The sequence below is a fragment of the Phycisphaerales bacterium genome (assembly GCA_016699835.1).
GTDB lineage: Bacteria > Planctomycetota > Phycisphaerae > Phycisphaerales > UBA1924.
In genome coordinates this window covers 2,697,549-2,721,066 of sequence record CP064987.1, presented here as the reverse complement: position 1 = coordinate 2,721,066, position 23,518 = coordinate 2,697,549, and the positions used below count along the sequence as shown (strand labels likewise).

Sequence of the window (23,518 nt, the reverse complement as noted above, 5' to 3'; positions counted from 1 at the left end):
TCTCCTTAGCCAAGCGTCACCTCCTCGCGCGGGAACGCGAAACCGCGACCCGGCGGCTTGTGCATGATGAGCGCGCCGACGAGGAACAACGGACCGACGCGCCCCAGGAACATCGTCGCGATGAGCACCAGTTTGCCGGACGTGGACAACTCCGGCGTGATGCCCAGAGAAAGCCCCGTCGTCGTCGCGGCACTCACGCTCTCGAAGACACGCACGCCCATGTCGCCGTGCATCGGCAAGGGATCGGTCATCGAGAGCAGCAGCGTCGAGCCGAGCGTGATCGCGAGCATGCTGATCGCGACGGCTCCGGCCTTGCGTACGAGGCGCTCGGGGATCGCCCGCCCAAAGGCCTCGGTCTCGGCGCGCCCGCGAACGGTCGCGACCGCCGCGAGCACGAGCACCGCGAGCGTCGTCGTCTTCATGCCGCCCGCTGTCGAGCCGGGGCTCCCGCCGATGAACATGAGCGCCGTGAGCGCCACGCGCGAGGCGGGGGCGAGTTCCTCGCTCGGAAGGCTCGAGAACCCCGCGGTGCGGGCGCTGACCGACATGAACGCGGCATCGCTGAGCACACGCCACTCCTGATCCTGGGTCGCAGTCCGTTGCGCGAGCCCCAGAACGATGAACCCCGCGATGTAGAGAACCGCGGTCGTGATGATGGTCGCCCGGGCGTGCAGGTTGAGTGGCATCACGCGCCGCCCCTTGGATTCCCTGCACCTCCACGCGTGATACCGCTCGCGACCCACGCGCCACAGTTCGAGCACCACCGGAAACCCCAGCGACCCGAGCATCATGAGCGCCATCAGCGGCAGGAGCATCGCCGGGCGTTCGCGCCAGCCGATGGCGCTCTTCCCCGAGATGTCAAACCCGGCGTTGCAGAAGGCGCTGACCGAGTGGAAAACGCTCGACCAGAGACGCTGCGCAATGCTGCCGTCTTCGGGCGTGCTCGCGGCGAAGAGGAGCACCGCGCCCAGCAACTCGAAAGCAATTGTCGCGATCAGAACCACGAGCACGAATCGCCGCACGCCGCCGATCGACGCGTGCTCAAGAACCTCGCGGAGAGTGATGCTCCCGCGGAGCGACGCCGCCATGGGTGTCACTGCCCGAGTGCTGCCGCGTGCTCGTCGTTCGTTGTTCCGTGCACCAGACTCCGACGCCCCGGCCTCGCCAAAGAGCCAGCCGACGCCCGCCCCAAAGAGCACGATGCCCAGGCCGCCGAGCTGGATGAAGACCAGCACGATGACCTGCCCGGCGATGGTGAACGTCGACGCCGTGTCCCGCACGGTGAGACCCGTTACGCACACGGCCGAGGTCGATGTGAAGAGCGAGTCGATCCAGGGGATTTTCTCGTTGGTGCACGCGGGAAGGCTCAGGCCGATCGAGCCGATCAGCATGGCCCCCAAAAACGTGAGCGGGAGCATGAGCGGCGCGAGTGTGCCGTGGAGCAACCAGCCCCCAAGTCGCACAAACTCGACAAGGAGCACGGCCACCAGCGCCAGGTCCACGATCTGAGGGCCAATCGGCGAACTCATGAGCACCAAGACAAGCCCCGCGACCGCGAGGAGCAACGCGGGCGTGTCCACGGCACGAAGCCCCCGACGCGAGGCCCGCACCGAGCACCCGCGTCTCGACACGAGCCCACGCACCATCGCCCCGACGCGACCGTTGAACGACACCGAGTGCTGGGGCGACTCGACCGTGGACTCGAACCCACGCCACAGGCGATACGCCCAGTAGGCCAGCAACAGACCGATCTCGATGACGCTCGTGTGGAGCGCGATCGGCACAAGGTCGGCGAGTTCCGGGCTCACAAGGCTGGACCTCCTCGATCGACATTACGCGTCCAAGCCGATCGGTGTCGCACTCGTTCACATGGTCTCAACATGGCTCGCATGGCACCAAACAACGCGAGGGCCGGCGCACGCGCCGACCCTCGTCGAGTTGATTCACACTGTGGCGGCGACATCGGCGCACCCAACGCGGCGCACCAATCGATCAGCCGTTGATCTCGGTCACGCGGACCCGCGTGTAGGGCTGGCGGTGCCCGGTCTTCTTCTTCCACGCTTTCTTCTCGCGGAACTTCTGGATGTGCACCTTCTCGCCGAGTTCCTTCCCCTCGATCACCTCGAAGGAGACATGGGCGCCCGAGACGTAGGGCGCGCCGACCTTGGCCGTGCCACCGATCTCACCGACCACGAGCACGTGGCTGTTCTTGATGCTCTTGCCGGCGGCAAGTTCGCCACCCTCGGCGAGGTCGATAAGGAGTTCATCACCCTTCTTGACCCACCGCTGCGAGCCGGATTCTTCAATGATCGCGTACATCGTCCACTCCAACTTCTTCAAGCAGGGTCGGCGTCGCCTTCCCTTTGGGCCGAGATAATAGCCGAAGCCCAGGCCATGGCGAGCGGTAGGGCCTCCAGGGACAAAAAAGGCCCCCGGGAATGCTCCCGAGGGCCACTGGTTCGGATTCTAGACGGGCGTTAGCACCCGGCCTGGAAACGGATCAGATAGTAGAGAAGGTCGTCGATCGTGACGGCCCCGTCGGGTGTGCCCGTGCTCGAGCCGTCGTCCACGTCGGCGTTGACGCTCCCGAGTTGGAAGATCGTGATGTAGAAGAGCAGGTCGTCGATGGTGACGGCCCCGTCGGGCGTGCCGTTGCCGGACCCGTCGTCCACGTCGGCGACACACGCGCCCCCGCTGACGTCCATCTGGAACCAGAGGATCTGGTGGGCCTGATCCTTGGTCGCGGTGAAGGTTCGAGTCCCTGTCGAATCGGTAATCGCAAAGCCCAGATCCAGTCCTGTGGTGACGCTCGAGTTCGCAATGGCATTGGCGAAGTCAAGAACATTGCCATTGGGGAAGCCGTCGGCGACCGGCGAGGCCTGGTTGTTGGCGAGGTTGAAGTTGGTGAGCGCGAGGAAGTAGGTCCCCGCGCCGAGGTTCCGCGTGAGCGTGCTCCCCGTTGAGGCCCCGGCGTCGTCGCTGCCCGCGCCAGCGATCGCCTCGAGGTTCGAGTCATAGATCCACAGGTCGCTGTCGGTCTGGGCGGCGCCCGTCTGACCGACGGTGGTGATCGTGATATCGCCCGCCTCGAACGCGGCACCGAGCGAGGTCGGCGAGACCTGTGTCGTGGTCAGCGTTGCGAAATACGGCGCGGTCGTGCTCGGGCTCCCCTGGACCTGCCAGAAGATTTCTTCCTGTCGACCGAATCCGTACCACACGGTTCGACGGTTGAGATCCTCAAGGATCTGCGCCAGTTGCACAATCGCGTCATCGGCGGTGATGACGCCGTTCGCTTGCGCGAGACCCATGATCGCCGACCCGTGTCCATCCCACCCGTTGGTGTTGAGTTCGAGTTGGTGGCGATAGATGCCCAACGCCGCGGGCGCGGTCCTGATCCTCCAGAAATCAGGCGTTCCCGGCGCGGCTCGCTCGGCGATGATGCCGGTCGTCACGCCGCCCAGGATCTGTCCGTTGCTCATGCCCGCGGCGAGCGTCGCGGTCGCCTTGTCGTTGTTCGGTTCGGCCTCGGTGAAGTTGAAGGCCGGCGGCGCGACCGGCGTGGGATCGCACTGGGCCGCGTCCGTGAAGAAATCGGGCTGCACCACCACATCGACCGTCTCGGCGATGTCAGGACGAACGTGCCAGCGACCATCGGCGAGCGCGGCGGGTGAGACATCGAGGAAACCCGAAGCCACCGCGAGGTAATACGTTCCAGGCCCGAGGGCGCCGTCCTGCCCCGTGTTGTTCACCTCGGCGGCGTTCCCGCTGTGCGCCGGACGCGGACCGACATTGCCATAGGACAACGTCGGCCAGACAATGTCGACCGAATCGGGACCATCGGCGTCCACGAGGTTCCCGTTCGCATCGAACAACGCCGCCGTCCCGAAGTTCGGCACGGCACCACCGAAGAAGCCCGATCGGCTCAGGTCGATGTCGAAGAACGTTCCCGGATCACGCATCCCGGCGCAGACATCAAACTTGTACCACACGATCCCGCCCGGCCCGGTCTGGGCCGTCGTCGCCGTCGTGTTCCCGGGCGAGAGGATCTGCCCGAGATCCTGGACCACCAAAGGCGGAACGCTTGGCGTGAGAGCCGCGCCGTTGGTGTTCGTGCGGAAGTGGAGTTGGAAGTTGCCCGCGCCGGCGCCGGGGAAGGTCGTGAAGTTCTGGTCGAAGAGCGAGCCGCCGGGCCCAACCGCGAGGACGAAGTCGCCCGCGAAGAGCTGCCCGTCGCGGCCGTCGTACTGCGTGCCATCGCTGACGGCGGCGCGACGCCCGATGCCATAGGTCAAGAGGGCGTTGTTCCCAGATCCATCGTTGTCATCGATCGCGGAGTTGCCGACGCCGGTGTTCCGTCCGGCGAGGCGACCGTTGGCGTAGTACAGCGCCATCGAGACATCCGTCGCCGAGCCTTCCGTGTCGACATCCAGGAACTGGAGGGCGGCATCGGTCGCGTCGCCCGCGAGGGTGAACGTGTAGAACTTGATGTCGTTGTTCAGCGTCTCGGTGAGGCGATTCAGCCCCGCGTCGGCGATCGAGCCGAGGGCGATGGGCGTTGCCGGAATGGGCGTGCCCGTCTCCCCGGAGATGGAGAGGGGCATCTGGAGGACTTGCGTGCCACAGGCCGATGCGGGCGCCGTGAAGATGAAACGCTCGCTATTGATTCCCGCCGGGGGAGCGTTGATATTGAACTGATCGGCCGTGACGCCGCCCGTGTACGTCTGGAACGGCGCGGCGAAATCGAGCGAATAGTCGTCCTCGGTCGAACCCAGCGTCACGCCGCCATTCACCACGGCGGCGGCAAGCGTGAACACATCGCCGTTGGCGAGAGGCACATTCCCGCCAGGCGCGGTGAAGACCTGCTCGACGAAGATGTCGCCATCGGGGATGATGATGCCGCCCGTCTCCGGGAAGAACTGATCCAGCGGCAAATTGCCGACGAACAGGCCGGCGCCAGCCGTGGTGATCGGATTGAAGCCCACGCGGAATCGCGCGATAACGTCTCCTGGAATGTTGGCCGCGGCAAAGTCGCCAGTGTTGTAAATCCCGATGATCACATCGAAAGGCCGGGCATTCACCGCTTGGGTGATCCCGATCCGGAATGAGAGCGCCGTGATGAGGTTGTTGCTGGTCGTCGCCCAGGGTCCCGGCGCGAACGAGACATCATCCACGCCCGCCGCAGCGCCCATGAGGAAGTTCGCGCATCGCCCCGTGAGGTTGTCATACGTCAACTCCACGGCACGGTTCGTTATCACCGGCTGGGCTGTGAAGGGCACACCATTCACTGAGTTGATCTCCAGGCGAACCGGTGATTCCTGCACGAACACCGGCGCGGGAACGGCCTGACCAAACACCGAAGTCGCCGCACCCGCGGCCAGCACGACACCAAGGGCTACGGAACACCTCATGATTCAGACTCCTCGCTTCTAGAGATCACGACTTCCTGATTCTGTGCGTTTCCTCTGTCATTCAACCAAACCGAGATGCGAGGGACGCACAAACTCGCGACAATCACACCTTGACTCCGCACGCCGACACCGACAGCCCGCAGCTTCCAACGCTCCAAAGACCCTACGGGCATGATGCCCGAGAGGTTGCCCGGAATCGACGCCGCTCACACGTACTTCGCATGATACCGAACGATCACCGCATGACGCAAGCAAAACCCGCCCAATTACCGCGAGTTCGCCGCGATGCTGGCCTCATGTCGCCGGGCTCGCATTGCCTCGACAAAGTCGTCGAACAAATACCCAGCATCGTGAGGCCCCGGGGAAGCCTCGGGGTGATACTGCACGCAGAAGACCGGCGCGTGGCGGAGTTTGAACCCGGCAACCGTGCCATCGTTCAGGTGAACATGGGTCGCCTCGGCCCCCGCCGCATCGAGTGAGGCCCGATCCACCGCGAAGCCGTGGTTCTGGCTCGTGATCTCGACGCGTGCGCGATCGGCGTTGAAGACGGGCTGGTTGATCCCGCGGTGCCCGAACTTGAGTTTGTACGTCTTCGCCCCAACCGCCAGCGCGAGGAGTTGGTGTCCAAGGCAGATGCCGAAGGTCGGGATGGTTCTCGGACCCGCATCCTTCAAGACTTCTCGAAGCGTCGCGATGGTCGCCTCAACAGCCGCGGGGTCGCCAGGACCATTGGAGATGAAGAGTCCGTCGATCTCGCCATGCGCGTACAGATCGCGGATTGTGGCGGCCGAAGCGTCATGGGGCACGACCTTGATCGCGCACCCGCGATCCGCGAGATTCCGCAGGATGTTCCGTTTCGCACCGCAGTCAAGAGCAAGAACGGTGAGCGGTCGCTCTGTCGAGTGGCCGACGTTGGGTGACCACACGCCGAGGGTCTCGGACCAGGACAGCGGCGCGGTGCAGCCGACGCCCGTGACGAGATTCTGCCCGGCCATGTTGGGGGCGTTGCGCGCGCGTTCGACGAGTTCGGCATCGCTGATCGAGTTTGAACCCGTCGCGGGCCGATCGGTGATGACGCCCGTCATCGAGCCTTGCGTGCGCAGAATCATGGTGATCGCGCGAGTGTCCACGCCCTCGAGGCCGAGGACGCCCTCCGACCCGAGATACTCGCTCAAGGACTGATCCGCGCGATAGTTCGAGTGACGGCGTGCCAACTCGCGCACCACAAACCCGGCGACCTGGACCTTGCTCGACTCGACATCCTCCGGGTTCGCCCCGGTGTTGCCCATCATGGGAAAGGTCTGCACGAGAATCTGGCCCGTGTACGACGGGTCGGTGAGCGACTCCTGGTAGCCCGACATCGCGGTGTTGAAGACGACCTCGGCGGCCTGCACGATGCCCTGGCCCGTGGCGCCGAAGGCCAGCCCGCGGAAGACCGAGCCGTCCGCGAGCGCCAAGCGACCTTCTGACCGAGTCTGATTCGTGTGCACCGCGAGCCGCTCCTTCCCAACGATGGGCCAGGTCGGGCGCGACGGCATCCGGTGCCGACGGTTCGGGACCGACCTCTACAGTGTACGCGCCAGTGACACGCACCTCGCTGTTCCAGTCCGACGCTTCCGCCGACCAGGCTGGACGCTATGTCCTCGTCGCCATTGAGCGGGGCGTGGAGCGCGGATCGCGGCGGCCGGGAACCCGCGAGGACGCGCCCGAGGCGTCGCTGGTCTATGCCGACCCGCTGGGACTTCGCGTGGGCGAGGGCGTGAGCGTGCCCCTGCGCGGCGCAAGCGTGCCGGGTGTCGTGGTCCAGATCGGCGGCCCGGAACTGCTCGGCGGCGTGCCGGAGGACGTTGTGCGCGCGGTCGAGTCGCGATCCGGTGGCACCCTGCCGACACGACTCGTCGAACTCGGCGAGTGGATCTCGCGCTATTACGTCTGCCCTCTCGGCATGGTCTTCGCGACGATGCGCCCGAGTGCCGTGAAGAAGGGCGTGGGGCGCGAGTCACAGACGATGCTGTCGAGGGGCGAGGCACCCGATCTCGACTCGCTCACGCCTCTCTCGAAGAAGACATGGAGCGCCATCGCAGACCTGGACGAAGCAGAGTTCCCGATCGAGGAGTCGGCACTTGTCGTGCGTTTGGGGCTGAAGTCGCCGAGGTCGGTGCGGGCGCTCCTGGCGGCCGGGGCGCTGCACGCCGAGCATCGGCACCGCGTGCGTGCCCGCGGGCGATTCACGACGCTGATCGACAGCGTGGCGAGCGAGACTCGTTCGACCGGTCATGCCCTCACGCCGAGCCAGTCGGGAGTGGTCGAGGGCATCTCGAAGACTCTCGGCACGTTCGCGACGCACCTGCTCTTCGGCGTCACCGGTTCGGGAAAGACCGAGGTCTACCTGCGTCTGCTCGAACTGACGCTGATGAACGAGAAGGCGAGCGATGATGGGCGTGGTGAGAGGCCGGCGCCCGGTGCCATCGTGCTCGTCCCCGAGATCGCCCTCACGCCACAGACCGCCGACCGGTTCATCTCGCGCTTCGGCAGCGAGAACGTCGCGGTCCTCCACTCGGGGCTATCCGCGTCGGAGCGCCACGCGGAATGGGACCGGCTGGCGCGGGGCGAGGCACGCATCGCCATCGGCCCACGATCCGCAGTCTTCGCGCCCCTTGATCGCGTCCGCCTGATCATCGTCGACGAGGAGCACGACCACTCCTACAAGCAGGACCAGTTGCCCCGCTACCACGGGCGCGATGTCGCGATCAAGCGCGCCCAACTCGAGGGTTGCCCCATCGTCCTCGGCTCGGCGACGCCCTCCCTGGAATCATGGCACAACGCGCAACGCCTCGCCCACGAGGGACATCGCTCCAGACTCTGGAGGCTCAGCGAACGCGTCGCGGGCGGCAGACTCCCCGCGGTGCGCATCGTCGATCGAGCCGAGGAGCGACGCCATCCCGGCGCCAGCGACCGCGACCTCATCGGCCCCACCTTGCGTAGCGCTATCGAGCGAACGTTGAAGGCTCAGGGCCAGATCATCCTCCTCCACAATCGTCGCGGCCTGAACGCGTATCTCGCCTGCCCGCGTGCGGCGTGCGGCCATGTCGTCGGATGCGAGCATTGCGACAGCCGGCTTGTGCTGCACGCCGACGCGGCGCTGCGTCTGGGAGGCGTCGTGCGCTGCCACTATTGCCATGCCGAAACGCGCGTGCCGAAACAATGCCCGCAGTGCGACGCGACGCTCCGGCGCCTCGCCCCGGGCACGCAGCACCTGGAGCAGGAGATCGAGGCCACCTTCGGTGATCATGGCATCCGCGCGGGCGAGACGCTCTGGCGCGTCGATTCCGACTCGATGCGTTCTGCGGCCGACTATTTCCAGGTGCTGGGCAAGTTCTCCAAAGGCGAGATCCGAATCCTCGCGGGCACCCAGATGATCGCGAAGGGGCTGGACGTCGCCAACGTGCGACTCGTCGGTGTGCTCGACGCGGACGTGGCGCTCAACCTCCCCGACTTTCGCGCCAGCGAGCGCTCGTTCCAACTGATCGCCCAGGTCGCCGGCCGAGCCGGTCGAGGTGAGCACGAGGGACACGTCATCGTCCAGACCTTTGACCCCACGAACCGCGCGATCGTGCGCGCGGCGGCGCACGACTTTGAGGGATTCGCAGCAGACGAACTCAAAGACCGAGCGCTCTTCGGACTGCCACCCATGGCACGCATGGCGCGAGTCGTCTGCCGTGATCAGGATGAATCGGTCGCCCGAACACGAGCGAAGGATCTCGCCGAGGCGATCGCCTCGGTCTCGGGCGATCGCGTGACCGTCGAGGGGCCGATGCCCTGCGAGATCGCACGGATCGCGGGGTTCCATCGCTGGGAACTCCGGCTCATCGCCCGATCCGCCGGGACCATCCAGCAGGCTTTGGCCGACGCCCGACGGCGCGGCTGGCTCAAGAGCGACCACGCCACGGCGGTCGATGTCGATCCCGTATCCTTGATGTGACACGATCATGTGACTGGATGTGGAACAATCCAGAGTGTGAGATGGACCAGCGGCACGAGCCATGGAGCGGGCGTGAAGAACTTTGAGTCGAAACGCGTCACGGTGATGGGCCTGGGCCGATTCGGTGGCGGCGTGGGCGTCACGCGCTGGCTCGTCGACCAGGGCGCCGACGTGCTCGTCACCGACAAGGACCCTGCGGTGAAACTCGAGAGCGGCTTGCGTGAGTTGAAACCGCTCATCGACACCGGCCGCGTGCGACTCCGCCTCGGCGAGCACAACGTCTCGGACTTCACCGACACGGACATCGTCGTCGCCAACCCGGCCGTGCCCAAGCCCTGGGAGAATCGGTTCCTTCGCGCGGCCGAGGCGGCGGGCGTCCCCATTACGACCGAGATCGGCCTGCTCGTCGATAGATTGCCCGCGCGCGAGCGTGTCATCGCGATCACCGGCTCGGCGGGCAAGAGCACGACTTCATCGCTGGTGCATCACGCCCTCAGGGAACTCGGCGTGAAGTCCGTCCTCGGCGGCAACATCGGCGGGTCGCTGCTCCCCGCGCTCGCGTCGATCGATTCGGAAACCTGGGTCGTGCTCGAGGTCTCGAGCGCCATGCTCTACTGGCTCGCGGAACGCGGCACATGGTCGCCCGGGATCGGCGTCGTCACGAACATCACCCCGAACCACATCGACTGGCATGGCACCGCCGAGCACTATGCCGCGTGCAAACGGCTCATCACGGCCCATCAGCAACCCGGCGACACGCTCGTGCTCGGGCCGGATGTCGTGACGTGGTCGACGCCAGGCGGCATACGGGTGGAGCGCGTGGGCGTGAGTGAACGCGTGCAGGGTCTCTCGATTCCCGGTTCACACAACGCGCTCAATGCCGCGGTCGCACGCTGTGCCGTGCGGTGTGCGTTCTGCGACAACGACAACACCGTTCGTGATGGACTTGGCGCTAAGCACAAAGCCATACCCCAGATCGACAACATCGACGTAGCGCTTCGCTCCTTTCGCGGCCTCCCCCACCGCCTGGAGTTCGTCGGCGAGCACCACGGCCTGCGGTTCATCAACGACTCCAAATCCACAACGCCCGAGGCGACATCGCTCGCGATCCACGCCATGGACGACCCCTCGCGCACGCATCTCATCGCCGGCGGCTATGACAAAGGCTCCGACTTGTCCCCCATCGCCGACGCCGCGACCATGCTCGCGGGACTGTGGACCATCGGCACCACGGGCGAGGCTCTCGCCATCGCCGCGCAATCACGCGGTGCATGTGCACGATACCTGGGTGACCTCGACTCGGCGATGTGCGAGATCACCAACGTTGCACGCCAGGGCGATTCGGTCCTTCTCAGCCCCGGCTGCGCCTCCTGGGACCAGTTCGAGAACTACGAAGCACGCGGCGAACGATTCGCGAGCCTCGCGCGATCGACGCACACCCAGCCCACACGCTCCACCACGTCGAATACCAGACACCATTCCTCGACCATCATGGAGCCACACGCGTGAAGATGCTGCCCTTCGCGATACTCACCTCGTCCGTCTTGCTCCTCGGCTGCCATGGGCGCATCACCGTAACACCACACGAGCCGGAATCATCGCACGACTCGATTCTTCCACGGCACACGGCGACCCAATCAACAGAATCGACCGCGCCGACGCCATCCACAGACAGGCCATCTGCAACCAACCCCGCCACGCCTCCGCGCACAACACCCACCGGCCCGATCGAGGTCTTCCCCCACATCCGCCTCGACCGCGACGCACGCACGGTCGACTTCGACGCCGTCGTCCCGCCACGCGCGTTCGCCGTCGTGTATCTCGAGCAGGTCGTCTGCACACGTGGCACTCGCGACCATGAGGTCCTCGCGATCACCGACGCGAAACCCTCCGAGATCCAGGCGGCGATCATGATGCTGGGCCTCGAGCCCGGCTCGCCCGGATCATGGGAATGGAAGGACAAGAAACTCATCCCGATCCCGCCCAAAGGACCGGCACTCGACGTGACCTTCGTCATCGATCGCAATGGCACAACGCGGGAAGAGTCGCCCCTGGACTGGATCACGCTCGAGACGACGGGGAAGACGCTCCGCGAGACGCTGGGCGAGTCGAGCCGCGGCGCGTTCGTGCTTGCAGGCTCAGGGTTCGTCGTGCGCGGGCCTGGCCTTCCCGAGGAATACGAGGCGGACGGCTCGGGGACGCTCATCGGCCTCACGACGTTCGGGACCGAGACGATCGCCTTTCGAAACATGCACAGCCCGGAGACATCGGTCGAGGCGCCGGTCTTCGTGCTGCGCGAGGACGCGACGCCGCCGGGCGGCACGCCGATCGTCGTCCGCATCCGCCCCGCCGAGTGAACCAACGTCCACGGCTAGCGCGCGAGTTCGAGCGTGAACTCCTGGGCGACCTCGCCGCTGTCCGCGCTCGATTCGACCGAGAGTTTCACGGGCGAGCCGACGAAGAACCCCTGGGTCCAGAGCGTCTGCAAAAACTCCGGTTCGTCGGCGACCGGCGTGCCGCCGACGTGGGTGACGCGCATGCCTGGCTTCAGTCCGGCATCGGAGGCCACGGTTCCCGGGATCATCGCACCAAGGACAACCCCCCGGCGCCGAGTCATGACCGTGAGCCCCGCGCGCTCCTCGAGCATCCGCCGGAGTTGATCCTCCTTGATGCTTGAGGGCGCGTCGCCCAACGTGGCACGGATGCTCACGATCGAGCCGTCACGCCAGACACGAAGGTCGATCGTTGAGCCGGGTGGCTCGCTGGCAATGAGTGACCGAAGTCCGCTCTCCTCCGTGGGCGAGGTGCCATTGATGCTGATGATCGCGTCGCCGGTGCGAAGCCCCGCGCGGTCCGCGGGGGTGCCGGCCTGCACCTCGACCGGGAACGCTCGCCCGCGATAGCCAGACTTCCCGCTCTGCCCGTTATCGTCGATGAATGTCGAGCCTTGGAAGCGAATGCCGAGGAATCCCGACTCGGTCGTGCCCGTGCTGATGAGTTGGGGTACGCGCGACTCGATCGTTGCGAGCGGGATCGCGAACCCGATCCCGGCGGATTGGCCCTCGGTCGTGCCGTCGGGCGCGTGGTTGGTGGCGATCGCGGTGCTCATCCCGACGAGCCGCCCACGGATATCGACGACAGGGCCACCCGAGTTTCCAGGGTTGATTGGCGCGTCGGTCTGGATGTAGTTCGTGACGCCCGTCGTCCCCGAGACGCCGCGCGCCGATCGTCCCAGCCCCGAGACAATCCCCGTCGTCATCGAGAACTTGAAGCCAAAGGGCGAGCCGAACGCGAAGACCGTGTCACCCAACTCCGGGCGATCGAGCGTCGCTCGCTCCATCGGAATGAGCGACGCAGACTCGCGGATGCGAATCACGGCGATATCCGAGAGCGGATCGGCCCCCACGAGTTCGCCCCGCATCACCTGCCCATCGTGCAGTTGGACCTGAAGTCTTGTGCCTCCCGCCACGACGTGCGCGTTGGTGACGACGTGTCCCTGCGTGTCATAGATCCACCCCGAGCCAGAGGACCCGTTCGCCGAGCGAGGACCCGTCGCCGACCACACCTCGATGTGCACAACCGACGGCTCGACGGCCTGAGCGATCGACCTCGTGGCGCGATTCACGCGCTCGAGAATGTCATCGACCTCGAGTTCGTGGCGGGCGAGCGAGACGTTCGCCTCGGTGCGTGCGCCGGAGATCCGCCGGATGGCCTCCGGCGCGGCGAGCAGCACCACGCCGGCCGTCGCCAGCACCACGAACGCGGGTCCAAAGGCCACGATTCGCCGCATCACACCACCTCCAACCCCTCACACGTGCCGCCCACTATGGCTTGCGTCGTCGTCCGCCGCCACGAGCCGCTGGTGTCTTGGATGCCCGCGGCGCGATCGACGCCACACCGCCCACCCTACGTTCGGCGCTCGCCCGCACCCACTCCTGTGCCGCCCGCTGGATCTCCTCGCCCACGCTGGCCATACGCATCGCAAACGTCGGGGGTTGATCGTTCAGTCCGAGAAGATCGTGCAACACCAGCACCTGCCCATGCGGCGATGGGCCGGCCCCGATCCCGATCACTGGAATCCCCGAACGCTCCACGACCCGAGCCGCGAGTTCATCCGGCACGGCCTCGATCAAAAGCATGACCGCCCCGGCCTCTTCCATGACCTTCGCCGCCTTCACGATCGCGTCGGCCTGCTCTTTGGTCTTGCCCGCACTCGAATATCCGCCCGTGAGTCCCGCGAGTTGCGGCCGGCTCCCGATGTGCGCGCACACCGGAATCCCCGCGCGGGCCATCTTCTGCACCAGCGGGCCGAACGACGCGTCCACCTCCACCTTGACGATGTCCGCACGCCCCTCCGTCACGAACCGGCCCGCATTCCGGATCGCCTCGGCGTCGTCGGCCTGGTACGACATGAACGGCATGTCGCCCATCACCAACCGCGACGGCGCCCCACGCTTCACGCCGGCTGTCAACGCCAACAGCACATCCAGCGGCATGTCCACCGTGCGATCGAAGCCCAGGATCATCTCCGCCGCCGTGTCACCCACCAACAGCACGTGCACCCCCGCACGCTCCAGCCAACGGGCCGTCGTCGCGTCATAGCACGTCAGGCAGGCGAAGACCTCGCCATCGCGGACCATGCGTCGGATCGTGCGGAGCGTCACCCTGGCCTCGCGGCCCTTCGATTCGAACCCCAGGCTCGGAATGCCTCCGGGATTCGTCGATGGAACTCGCCCCGCGTCCTTCGATCCGGCTGATTGGCGTCGTTTCACGCCCAGATCGTACTAGGGGTGCATGACGGGTGCCGACCGTGCCTCACAACGCCCGCACAATGGCCACTCCCCGCCCCGACACTCATACACTCTCCGCCCCATGCCCGTCCTGGCCGCCACGAACATTGCCCACAGTTACGGCGAACGCGTCATCCTCGACGGCGTCTCGCTCTCCATCGAACCGACCGACCGCATCGGCATTGTCGGCCGAAACGGCGCGGGCAAGTCCACCCTCATCCGCGTCTTGACGGGCCTCCTCAAGCCCGATCGGGGCGAGGTCGTCGTCCAACGCGGCGCCCGCGTAGGCCACCTCAGCCAGGAGCCGAATCTCAAGCCGACAGACACGCTGCGTCAGGCCGCCGAGGACGCCTTCGCCGAACTCCGCCGCCTGCACGACGCGATGCACGATGTCTACGACCAGATGGCGACCGCGACCGGCGACGCCCTCGACCGCCTGATGAAGCAGCAGGCGAAACTCGAGGCCGACATCGAGGCCGCGGGCGGCTATGTCACCGATCACAAGATCGAGGAGGTCCTCCACGGCCTCGGGTTCGTCGACGCCCAGTTCTCGATCCTCGTCGGCAAGTTGTCGGGCGGGCAGCGGGCGCGTCTCTCGCTCGCGAAACTGCTCCTCGAGCAGCCCGACATCGTCTTCCTCGACGAGCCGACGAACCACCTCGATCTCGCCGGACGACTCTGGCTCGAATCGTTCCTCCGCGACGAGTACAAGGGCGCGGTCGTCCTCATCAGCCACGACCGTTACCTCCTCGACAACGTCGTGAACCGCATCATCGAGGTCGAGCAGTCGCGCCTGATCGACTACCCCGGCAACTACGAGGCCTTCCGCGCCCTCCGGTCCGAGCGGCGACTGGTCATGCAGCGCGCCTTCGACGCCCAGCAGACGCGATTCAAGAAGGAAGAGGAGTTCATCCGCCGCTACAAGGCCGGGCAGCGCGCCCGCCAGGCCCAGGGACGACTCAGCAAACTCGAGCGCGAGAAACTGTCGTCCACGCTCGAACGCCCCGCCGAACTCGGCACCTTCAAACTCACGCTCCCCAAGGCCGAACGCACCGGCGACGTCGTCGTCGCGGCACGCGGACTCTCCAAGGCCTACACCGACGAGCACGGCAACACCAAGACCCTCTTCAAGGACCTCGACCTCGTCGTCGCGCGGGGCGAGCGCTGGGGCATCCTGGGTCCCAACGGCGCGGGGAAGTCCACGCTCGTCAAGTGCCTCCTGAATGAACTCGCCCCGGACACCGGAACCGTTCGCCTCGGCACCAACGTGAAAGTCGGCTACTTCCGCCAGACCCACGAGAACCTCCCCGCCGAGGTCCCCGTCTATCGATTCCTTCAGGATGTGATCCTCCGCGAGGCTCCCGGGCAAGCGCTCAGCGAGCAGCAGGCGCGGAATCTCGCCGGCGCGTTCCTCTTCTCGGGGAGCGAGCAGGATCGCCAGATGGGCATGCTCTCGGGGGGCGAGAGGACCCGGGCCGTCCTCGCGTCGCTCCTCGCCTCGGCGAAGAACGTTCTCGTGCTCGACGAACCAACGAATCACCTCGACATCCCCTCCTCGGAACGCCTCGAAGAGGCCCTCTCCATCCCCGACGAGGACGGCTCCCTCGGATTCGACGGCACGCTCATCCTCATCTCCCACGACCGCGCCCTCATCGACGCGACCTGCGATCACCTCCTCATCCTCGATGGCGAGGGGAACGCCCAACAGTTCCTGGGCGGCTACACCGAATGGCACGAGGCCGAGGTCCGAAAGCAGCGAGCCGCCGCCCTGGAACGCGAGGAAGCCGAGCGACGCAAGCAACGCAACCAGCCGCGAAGGCCGGAGGGATCAAAGTCGCCCGCGCCAAAGTCCAACCAGGCCTCGAACCCGCTCGCCAGACTCAAGGACGAGGAACTCGAGAAGCGCATCACCATGCTCGAAGTCGAGGTCCACGAGATCGACAAGGATCTCGGCGAGCCCGAGGCATGGAAAGATGCCGAGATGATGCAGGACCTGACCGAACGCCGCGAGGTCGCGCAGAGGAAACTGAGCGAACTCGAAGCCGAGTGGCTCCGAAGGGCCGACGAAAACTAGGTACTGGCGCAACGACGCGACCAAGCCTCGTGGCACAGGCGTCCCGCCTGTGTCTACATCTTCTACATTGTCTTTCAGTTCAAAGCAAGCGCCGCGCCGGCATGATCAGTCGCGCACCCACGACGCCAGCACCGTCGCGATCACCAGGGCCAGTGCCAGCGTCCACCCCAGAATCGCCGCCGCACGCCACACCCGCTCTGGCCGCCTCGCCGTTCCAACCATGGCCAGTCGACCATCATCCACACGCTCCCCCGCCCGGGCCGCATCCTGCACGATCGCGATCACGAGATTGGAATCAAACTCGCGGAGTCCCATGTCCACACCCGATGCGATGAGACGCCTTCGAACCTCGGGCCGGAGGAGCGCCGCCCGCCCGCCCTCGAGCGACCCGGCGACCTCGATCGCAAACGCCGCACGCACGTCGCTCGCCGACAACGACGCCGATTCAACGTTCGCCGAGGCCACGCGTGAACGCGCATCACCAGCCGAACCATCACGCGGACGCCCCCCCACCAGCCGTAATGTGCACGCCCGACCACCCATGCCACACTCCCGACACCGAACATCTCACCATGCAACGCTCGCGAGCCACCACTCGCCGGGCCGATGAGAGCGTATCGTCTCGCCCCGGATTGCACAAGGGTGCGGCATCAGGTGCCGACGTTCGTCCGAGAACAACGCCGACATGGACCCACTCCCCACGATCACGACCCGACTCGCCGCCACACAGATCGTGGCTCGGGCCGAGGCGCTCGCGAAGAAGGGCAAACTCCCGGGGTTCGAGGCCTCACCGGGCGCCCCCGCGGGTGAAGTATTCCAAACCAAACTCTTCGCGGGACGACTGAACGCGACGATGATTGCCCGCATCACCGAAAACGCCGAGCCGCGTGAGGTCTCCTTCTCGATCATCCATCCCAAGCGACCGGCGATGATCATCGCGCTCGTGACCATCCTCTCCATCTGGCCCGGCATGTGGATCACCGACTCGATGATCCGCACCTACATCCCGTCGTACTCGGTCTCCATGTGGATTACCGCGGCGTGGTACCTCCCGCTCTTTGTCCTGCCCGTGCCATGGGTGTGGCGGAAGATGAGCAACGCCGCCGAGCCAGCAGCCCGCGAGCACGCCGTGGAACAGATCGAGTCGTTGCGGGCTGTGCTCAACTCGGAATCGTGACGCGAAACAGCGCAATCTATTTCCCGTCCCGCCATTCTCGTTATACCTCCGCAAACTACAGTCGTCCGTGTGGTCCACCCAGCATGTCCTCGACCTGTGCGCCCGGGCCTTGATCGCCCGCGAGGATCTCCTCCGACGCGAGCAGGCCGTCTATGGCCTCGACGCGCTCGACGAACTCAAGATCCACGAGATTCTCGCGGCGGCCATCACCACCGAAGGCCTGGGCGTTCTCCGCGAGCAGCCATTTCCGGGCAAGCCCGGCTCGCGGGCCAAGCGTTCGGCGCGAGAGCGCTGCGATCTGGTCCTCACGCACAAGCCAGGCGTCGTGCTCCGCGATCCCGTCGCCGCCACGCTCGAGCGCGATGCTCTCGTTGGTTCACTCTTCGAGAGCGCCCAACTGCCGCCGACACCCGGCGTCGATCCCGCCGAGGCCTTCTGGCTTGAGGTGAAGGCCGTCGGGCAGTTCTGCTTCCGCGCCGGCGTGCCGACACCCAACTCCGCCTATTCGAGCGAGATCACCGCCGCCATTCGAGATGATCTTCTGAAACTTTCACGCGAAATCGAGCACCAGGATAATGAAGTGACACAACAGCCGAAACGTGGCACGAGGAGTTCCGCCTCCGCCATGACCCACGCCGGCCTGCTGCTGGTCCTCTTCACCGCCGACGAGGCGACGGCCACACACGACCGTGTCGCCGCGATGCACCGCGCGATCGACCTGGGCGCACGCCTCCGCGAGCACGCCTCGGCCACACTCCCGATTCTCGATCGGATCGGTAACGTCTGCTGCTCGCTCACGCTGTTGCGGGCGTGAGGCGCGAAGGGGCCACGGGCGCGCGGGCGTTGACCTTCTCAAGCCCCAGCACATCCGCGATCGCTCTCGCCGACGCCTCCGACGCGCGAAGCCCCGCGAACAGTCCCACCATCTCCGCCTGGTCGCGGCGCTGCTGCTCGGCGACCTCGGGCTGTTCGATCAATCGGAGCAGTTCCGCCGAGATCGGCTCGGCCCCGGCAAAGTGGGGCACAAACTCGGGCACGATCCGCTTCCCCGCGATCAGGTTGGGGAGCGTGAACGTCTTGGTCGAGAGGACCAGTTTCGCCAGCCAGTACATCGGGACGTTGGACTTCTTGTAGAAGACAACCATCGGGCGCCCCTGCTTGGCGACCTGCAGCGTCACCGTCCCGCTCTTGACGAGGGCGAACTGGCACCAGCGCACGACCGCGTCGGTGTTCCCCACCGCGATCGAGACACCGTTCGGCCAGCCGCCGTGCTCCCCCGCCATCTCGCGCAGGTGCCGAGCCACCGGCTCGCTCGTTGCCGCCACCACGCCGACGGCACCCGGGAACCGCTCCTTGACCGTCCGGAACGATTCCAGAATCAGCGGGAAGTTCCGGAGGAGTTCGTCGGGGCGCGAGCCGGGCATCATCGCGATTCGCGGCTCGCCCTTGGGATACGCTGACGCGATCCGGTCGAGTGTGCCAAAGTCGAGCGGTTCATCAAAGAGCATGTGCCCCACGAATCGTGCCGGGACGCGCCGACGATCGAAGAACCGCTCCTCGAAGGGCAGGAGACAGAGCACGAGATCCGTAAGGCGCCGCAGTTTGTGGATCCGCCAGCGCCCCCACGCCCAGATCTGCGGCGCGACGAGATGGACGACGCGCACACCCCGCTTCTTGGCGATCGCGCAGATCGGAAAGTTCGCCGCGGGCGAGTCCACCGGGACATGGGCCGACACATGGTGCTCGCCCATCCACTTCTCGATCCGAGCGTTGATCCGCTGGTGGTCGATGATCTTGGTGATCCCCGGCACGCCCATGACCGCGTCCTCGCCGGTGCGTTCGATGAGGTTTGCGCCCGCGGACTCCATCTTGGGCCCGCCCCACGCGAAGACCTGGACCTCCGGGTGCATCCGCTTGAGTTCGCGGATCACGGTCGAGGCGTGGTCGTCGCCGCTGGGCTCAAAGGCGGTGAACAACACCGACGCCCGATCCGGGGCGTTGGGCGTTGAGTTCTGTTGTTCCGCGTTCGAGACCACCAGGCCAACATCCTCCAACCCCGGCTCGATGCGTGAGCACTCGCCGGACGCCGAACTCAATCAACCAAAGACCACAGCCACGTTCATCGTGGCCACCGCAAGATGGTAGAAGCGCACCCCAAACCGGGCGATTCGCCCAGAGACGCCCACTCCCCTTACAGCCCCGCCGCGATGAACCACGCCGAAGGCCGCGAGCCCAGTGCCGTCGCAATCGCCACGATGGACTCCAGGCTTGGAAAAACCGACCCGCGCTCGATCGTGCTCAACTGGCTGACGCTGACGCCCGACGCCTCGGAAAGGTCGCGGAGCGTCCAGCCCTTGGCCGTCCGACTCATGCGAATCTGGTGCCCGACCTCGCGACGGAGCCGATCCTGGGGCGCGTCCCCAAGCCCAAGCGCCGCCGTCGCCTGGGCGAGCACTCGACGCAGTTCGGCGATCGTGAAGGGTTTGCTGAGATAGTCGAAGACATCCTGCTTGAAGGTCGTTCGCATGCCCTCCATCGTCGGATAGCCCGTGACGACGAGGACGCAGAGTTTCGTCCAACGCTTGCGGATCTCGGAGAGGACCTCCTCGCCGCTGTGCCGGCCCATCTTGATGTCCAGGAGCACCACGTCGGGGAGTTCGGCCTCGCACGCGCGATAGAACTCATCGGGTGTCGCCACCACTCGCACACGATGCCCATCGGCGTCCAGCACGCCCTGGATGTACTCGCGAAAATCGGGATCGTCGTCGAGCGCGACGATGTTCAATGGCGTGACCGATTCCTCCGCAGACGCATGCCCAGTGCCTTGCCGATTCTGTGGCGTACGAGATTGGGGCGTGTGGGATGGATCCATGCGTCACGACCTCCCCGCGTGGGCCGAGGCCCGAGTTGAATCATCCTCGTGCTCAACCCGCTGACGCAGCGGCATCAGAATCTCAAAGATCGCCCCGTGCTCACCCCCACCCACCGGCGGACGGTTCTTCGCGAGGATCACGCCCGCGTGCTCGCGCACGATCCCCTCCGCGACGGCCAATCCCAGTCCCGTGCCCCGTGCGTCCAGCCGCGTCGAGGCGAACGGCTCAAAGAGCCGGGGGAGCACCGCCGGATCGATTCCGCCGCCATCGTCGATCACGGTGATCGTCACCCACTCCGCGTCCCTTGTGTCCGGTTCACATTCGACCGACTCCTGCGGCCCCACGCGGCCACGCACCTCGACCGATCCCAATCGTCCACCCTCGCTCCGAAAGAGCAAGCCCTCTTCATATGCCACAACCGAATCGCACGAGTTCCGAAGCAAGTTCACAAAGACCTGCACCATCCGATCGGCGTCGCACTCCACCACCACTTCCAGCGGCACGCGGTTTCGGATCTCGACGCCACGCCGATCCGGGTCGAGTCTCACCAGCGTCGCCGCCTCTTCGACGATGTCCGCCATCCGCACAACGCTCGTCCTCGGCGGGCGCACCCGCGCGAAGTCCAAGAGGCTCTCGCCCAATCGCTCCAGTCGATGGACCACGCGCCCCATGAGCGCCGCCTCGGCCGCCGGAAGGCTCTTCGTGGGCGAGCCGTTCAACTTCTCCACGAGTCCCGTGAGCACGGCAAGCGGCGTGTTCAACTCGTGCGCCAGGCCCGCCGACATCATCCCCAGACTCGCCAGCCGGTCGGCGTCGGCCAGATTCCGCCGCGCCATCTCCAGAAGATGGTTCCTCCGCTTCATATCAACGGCGACGACCTCCAACTGCTCCAGTGCCGCCGCGAGATCCGCCTGGTTTTTCCGGAGTATCCCGATCGTCTCGTTGCGCGACCGCATGATCTCGCCGAGCTCGTCGGCAGGGATCACCGCGGCAGGAATGATCTCGTCGGTCCGTCGATCTTCACGTGTCGCCCGGTCGGCGGCGAGCAGCCTGCGGATCGGGTCGTAGACGTTCCTGGGAAGGACAAAGACCTCGAGCGCCACCGCCACGAACGCGTACACCGCGACTACCGCGAGCGACGCGAGCAGATAGAGCAGCCACACCGCGCGCCGAGCCGCGGGAATCACGACTCGAATCGCGACATAATCGCCCTCACGCGCCCCGGGGACGTAGGACACGGCACTCGCGCCAAGATCCGCCACCGGTGCGATCACCGCGTCGCCGAATCGCGCCCGGATCTCCGCGGCCTGATCCGGGAGCAGCCCCAGTTCCGACGCCGAGCCGTGACGCACACGGACCGACTCCATCGACACCGCGAGGTTCACGCCGTCGTGCCACCCCTCACGCAACACCGACGGCACGAGCGCCCGCATCACGACTAGCGACTCGTCCTGTTCTGCGGCCTCGACCACGCTTCGCACCGCCGGGCGGAGCGCCAGAATCAGAATCCCCGCGAGCACGAGCGAGAACGCCGTGTGCAGGAAAATCAGTTTCTTCCGGATACGCATCCCGGCCAGAAGCCCGGCCCGACGCTTTGGGTCGCCCGTCTCGCTCCATTCCGAAGTGTTCGTTCCGGGCGTCATACGCTCGAAACCCTAGCCGGGCCGCGACTTCCAATCCCGACGCCCGCCTCGTGCCCGTCCGAATCGCCATGCCGAACCCACGATCACATTCTGAGGCCAATACGCCGCCACATTCGGCACGCGACAGCGCCCTTCGCGTGATCGCTCAGCACGTCCGCCGGTTTCCGGACCTGGAGCCGCTCGCGATCGACGAACGCTCGCTCTCTCCCAAGGACGCGGGTTTGGCCAACGCGATCGTTGATGCCGTCCTCCGCCACTGGCTCTCCCTCGAGTTCATCGCCGCCCGTTTCTCGTCGCGTCCGTGGAACTCGCTCTCCCACGTCGTCCGCGCCGCGATCCTCGCCGGCACCGCCCAACTCCTCGTTCTCGACCGCATCCCGCCACACGCCGCCCTCCACGAGACCGTCGAGTGGATCAAGCGTGAATCGCCCAAGGCCAGCGGCCTAGTCAACGCCATCCTCCGCCGAGTCTCTGAACTCAAGGTCGAGCGCCTCGATGGACTGACACCGGATTCGTTCCCGCTCCACGCCACGTCGACACGCTCGCTCGCGGTTCTTTCTCTTGAGTTGCCTCCCGACCCGCTCGCCAAGGCCGCGGTGCTCCTGAGTCACCCCGAGGCGCTCCTTCGCGCGTGGGCTACCGACTTCGGCCAGGACGAGGCCGTCCGACTCGCGTTCCACTCCCATGCCCGCCCGCCGATCACGCTCAATGTTCAATGGGCGAGCGACGCCGATCTCGCGGCACTCGAACTCACGCCGCATTCAACGCCCGGGCACGCCGTCACGCCGCTCGTGGGCGCCCGCCTCGCCACGGCTCTCAATGAACACCGAGGCATCTGGGTGCAGGACGCCGCCGCGGGCATGGCCGTGCGGAGCATCGCCCATCTCACGCCACGTGTCGTCCTCGATGCGTGCGCCGGCCAAGGGACCAAGACGCGCCAACTCGCCGCCACGTTCCCCAACGCGCGCATCCTCGCCACCGATGTCGATCATGCTCGCCTCAGCACGCTCTCATCATCCACTCGCCACCTGCCCAACGTCACCGTCATCGCGTTCGACACCCTGCGCGACCATGCCGGTACGTTCGACCTGATCCTTCTCGATGTCCCCTGCACCAACACCGGCGTCCTCGCGCGACGCACCGAGGCCCGGTATCGCACGCAGACCGGCCAACTCGACCGGCTCGCGAGCATCCAAGAAGGCCTCATCAAGAAGGCCTTCGAACTCCTCGCGTCCGGCCGTGAGTCCCGAGTCGTCTATTCCACCTGCAGCATCGACCCGCGCGAAAATCTGGAGCGTGTCGAGCAGGCCCAGCATCGTCTCCAGACGCCGATCGAGCTCGAATCCCATCATCTCGCCCTCCCGGTCGGAGGCCCCGGCGAGCCGCCCCACTCCTACCGCGACGGCTCCTTCTCCGCGATTCTCCGCCGTCGATGAGTCACCACCGGTTCATTGCTTGAACCGAGTCGACAACGCCGAACGCACCAGCATTTCCGTTCGTGTCATCGGCGTACGATCTCCACAGTTGCCGCCCGGCGTTCGTGTCGCCGAGCGTCATCCACGCCCTCTCTC

The 23,518-nt window shown here is 66.1% G+C and carries 17 protein-coding genes; 7 read left to right on the top strand and 10 right to left on the bottom strand.

Going from position 1 to position 23,518, the window contains the following annotated elements; genetic code table 11:
* Positions 1-5 precede the first annotated feature (5 nt).
* The 4 genes from IPK69_11185 to carA all read right to left on the bottom strand — a co-directional run bounded on the left by IPK69_11185 (position 6) and on the right by carA (position 6,946).
* Positions 6-1,808: a hypothetical protein gene (locus tag IPK69_11185; protein ID QQS08540.1), complete on the bottom strand. Its 1,803-nt coding sequence runs from the start codon at positions 1,806-1,808 to the stop codon at positions 6-8.
* Positions 1,809-1,992: 184 nt separating this feature from the next.
* On the bottom strand, positions 1,993-2,319 hold the full coding sequence (gene rplU, locus IPK69_11180; protein ID QQS08539.1) for a 50S ribosomal protein L21: 327 nt from the start codon (positions 2,317-2,319) through the stop codon (positions 1,993-1,995).
* Between the two features lie 158 nt (positions 2,320-2,477).
* Complete coding sequence (locus IPK69_11175; protein QQS08538.1) at positions 2,478-5,408, bottom strand: hypothetical protein; 2,931 nt, start codon at positions 5,406-5,408, stop codon at positions 2,478-2,480.
* A 266-nt stretch (positions 5,409-5,674) separates the two neighbouring features.
* Positions 5,675-6,946, bottom strand: coding sequence for a glutamine-hydrolyzing carbamoyl-phosphate synthase small subunit (carA, locus tag IPK69_11170; GenBank protein QQS08537.1), 1,272 nt, complete (start codon positions 6,944-6,946; stop codon positions 5,675-5,677).
* A gap of 44 nt (positions 6,947-6,990) precedes the next feature.
* On the opposite strand from carA, the gene priA reads away from it, so the two are divergent.
* From priA to IPK69_11155, 3 genes are all read left to right on the top strand, one after another.
* Positions 6,991-9,390 carry a primosomal protein N' gene (gene priA, locus IPK69_11165; protein QQS08536.1) on the top strand — a complete coding sequence of 800 codons (2,400 nt, stop codon included), beginning with the start codon at positions 6,991-6,993 and terminating at the stop codon, positions 9,388-9,390.
* Positions 9,391-9,462: 72 nt separating this feature from the next.
* The gene (gene murD / locus IPK69_11160) at positions 9,463-10,899 is read left to right on the top strand and encodes a UDP-N-acetylmuramoyl-L-alanine--D-glutamate ligase (GenBank protein QQS08535.1); all 1,437 of its coding nucleotides are present in this window, start codon (positions 9,463-9,465) and stop codon (positions 10,897-10,899) included.
* On the top strand, positions 10,896-11,747 hold the full coding sequence (locus IPK69_11155) for a hypothetical protein (protein QQS08534.1): 852 nt from the start codon (positions 10,896-10,898) through the stop codon (positions 11,745-11,747). The genes murD and IPK69_11155 overlap by 4 nt, the downstream gene beginning before the upstream one ends.
* 14 nt (positions 11,748-11,761) lie before the next feature.
* Here IPK69_11155 and IPK69_11150 read toward each other — a convergent pair whose 3' ends face one another.
* Positions 11,762-13,180, bottom strand: a complete 1,419-nt coding sequence (locus tag IPK69_11150; GenBank protein QQS08533.1) for a trypsin-like peptidase domain-containing protein — start codon at positions 13,178-13,180, stop codon at positions 11,762-11,764.
* Positions 13,181-13,214: 34 nt separating this feature from the next.
* Positions 13,215-14,162, bottom strand: a complete 948-nt coding sequence (gene panB / locus IPK69_11145) for a 3-methyl-2-oxobutanoate hydroxymethyltransferase (GenBank protein ID QQS08532.1) — start codon at positions 14,160-14,162, stop codon at positions 13,215-13,217.
* Between the two features lie 100 nt (positions 14,163-14,262).
* Here panB and IPK69_11140 point away from each other — a divergent pair, with 100 nt between their 5' ends.
* Positions 14,263-16,254 carry an ABC-F family ATP-binding cassette domain-containing protein gene (locus tag IPK69_11140; GenBank protein QQS08531.1) on the top strand — a complete coding sequence of 664 codons (1,992 nt, stop codon included), beginning with the start codon at positions 14,263-14,265 and terminating at the stop codon, positions 16,252-16,254.
* A gap of 105 nt (positions 16,255-16,359) precedes the next feature.
* Here IPK69_11140 and IPK69_11135 read toward each other — a convergent pair whose 3' ends face one another.
* Positions 16,360-16,719: a hypothetical protein gene (locus tag IPK69_11135; GenBank protein ID QQS08530.1), complete on the bottom strand. Its 360-nt coding sequence runs from the start codon at positions 16,717-16,719 to the stop codon at positions 16,360-16,362.
* A gap of 220 nt (positions 16,720-16,939) precedes the next feature.
* Between IPK69_11135 and IPK69_11130 the strand changes: the two genes are divergently transcribed.
* Both IPK69_11130 and IPK69_11125 read left to right on the top strand, forming a co-directional pair.
* On the top strand, positions 16,940-17,431 hold the full coding sequence (locus IPK69_11130; GenBank protein ID QQS08529.1) for a hypothetical protein: 492 nt from the start codon (positions 16,940-16,942) through the stop codon (positions 17,429-17,431).
* A gap of 67 nt (positions 17,432-17,498) precedes the next feature.
* Entirely contained in the window at positions 17,499-18,245 is a 747-nt protein-coding gene (locus tag IPK69_11125) for a hypothetical protein (GenBank protein ID QQS08528.1), read from the top strand.
* Here the strand turns inward: IPK69_11125 and IPK69_11120 are convergent.
* The 3 genes from IPK69_11120 to IPK69_11110 all read right to left on the bottom strand — a co-directional run bounded on the left by IPK69_11120 (position 18,226) and on the right by IPK69_11110 (position 21,947).
* On the bottom strand, positions 18,226-19,527 hold the full coding sequence (locus tag IPK69_11120; protein QQS08527.1) for a hypothetical protein: 1,302 nt from the start codon (positions 19,525-19,527) through the stop codon (positions 18,226-18,228). The genes IPK69_11125 and IPK69_11120 overlap by 20 nt on opposite strands.
* A gap of 95 nt (positions 19,528-19,622) precedes the next feature.
* Positions 19,623-20,303 (bottom strand): response regulator, encoded by a 681-nt coding sequence (locus IPK69_11115; protein QQS08526.1) that lies wholly within the window; start codon positions 20,301-20,303, stop codon positions 19,623-19,625.
* 3 nt (positions 20,304-20,306) lie between these two features.
* Complete coding sequence (locus IPK69_11110; protein ID QQS08525.1) at positions 20,307-21,947, bottom strand: HAMP domain-containing histidine kinase; 1,641 nt, start codon at positions 21,945-21,947, stop codon at positions 20,307-20,309.
* 68 nt (positions 21,948-22,015) lie between these two features.
* Here IPK69_11110 and IPK69_11105 point away from each other — a divergent pair, with 68 nt between their 5' ends.
* Complete coding sequence (locus tag IPK69_11105; GenBank protein QQS08524.1) at positions 22,016-23,383, top strand: hypothetical protein; 1,368 nt, start codon at positions 22,016-22,018, stop codon at positions 23,381-23,383.
* The last annotated feature ends 135 nt before the right edge of the window (positions 23,384-23,518 follow it).

Excerpts from the sequence above, each read along its gene's own strand:
- IPK69_11175 (QQS08538.1), bottom strand. The coding sequence starts at position 5,408 with ATGAGGTGTTCCGTAGCCCTTGGTGTCGTGCTGGCCGCGGGTGCGGCG.
- IPK69_11110 (QQS08525.1), bottom strand. The coding sequence starts at position 21,947 with ATGACGCCCGGAACGAACACTTCGGAATGGAGCGAGACGGGCGACCCA.
- IPK69_11130 (QQS08529.1), top strand. The coding sequence starts at position 16,940 with ATGGACCCACTCCCCACGATCACGACCCGACTCGCCGCCACACAGATC.
- rplU (QQS08539.1), bottom strand. The coding sequence starts at position 2,319 with ATGTACGCGATCATTGAAGAATCCGGCTCGCAGCGGTGGGTCAAGAAG.
- IPK69_11140 (QQS08531.1), top strand. The coding sequence starts at position 14,263 with ATGCCCGTCCTGGCCGCCACGAACATTGCCCACAGTTACGGCGAACGC.
- IPK69_11115 (QQS08526.1), bottom strand. The coding sequence starts at position 20,303 with ATGGATCCATCCCACACGCCCCAATCTCGTACGCCACAGAATCGGCAA.
- carA (QQS08537.1), bottom strand. The coding sequence starts at position 6,946 with ATGCCGTCGCGCCCGACCTGGCCCATCGTTGGGAAGGAGCGGCTCGCG.
- IPK69_11150 (QQS08533.1), bottom strand. The coding sequence starts at position 13,180 with ATGCGGCGAATCGTGGCCTTTGGACCCGCGTTCGTGGTGCTGGCGACG.
- IPK69_11105 (QQS08524.1), top strand. The coding sequence starts at position 22,016 with ATGCCGAACCCACGATCACATTCTGAGGCCAATACGCCGCCACATTCG.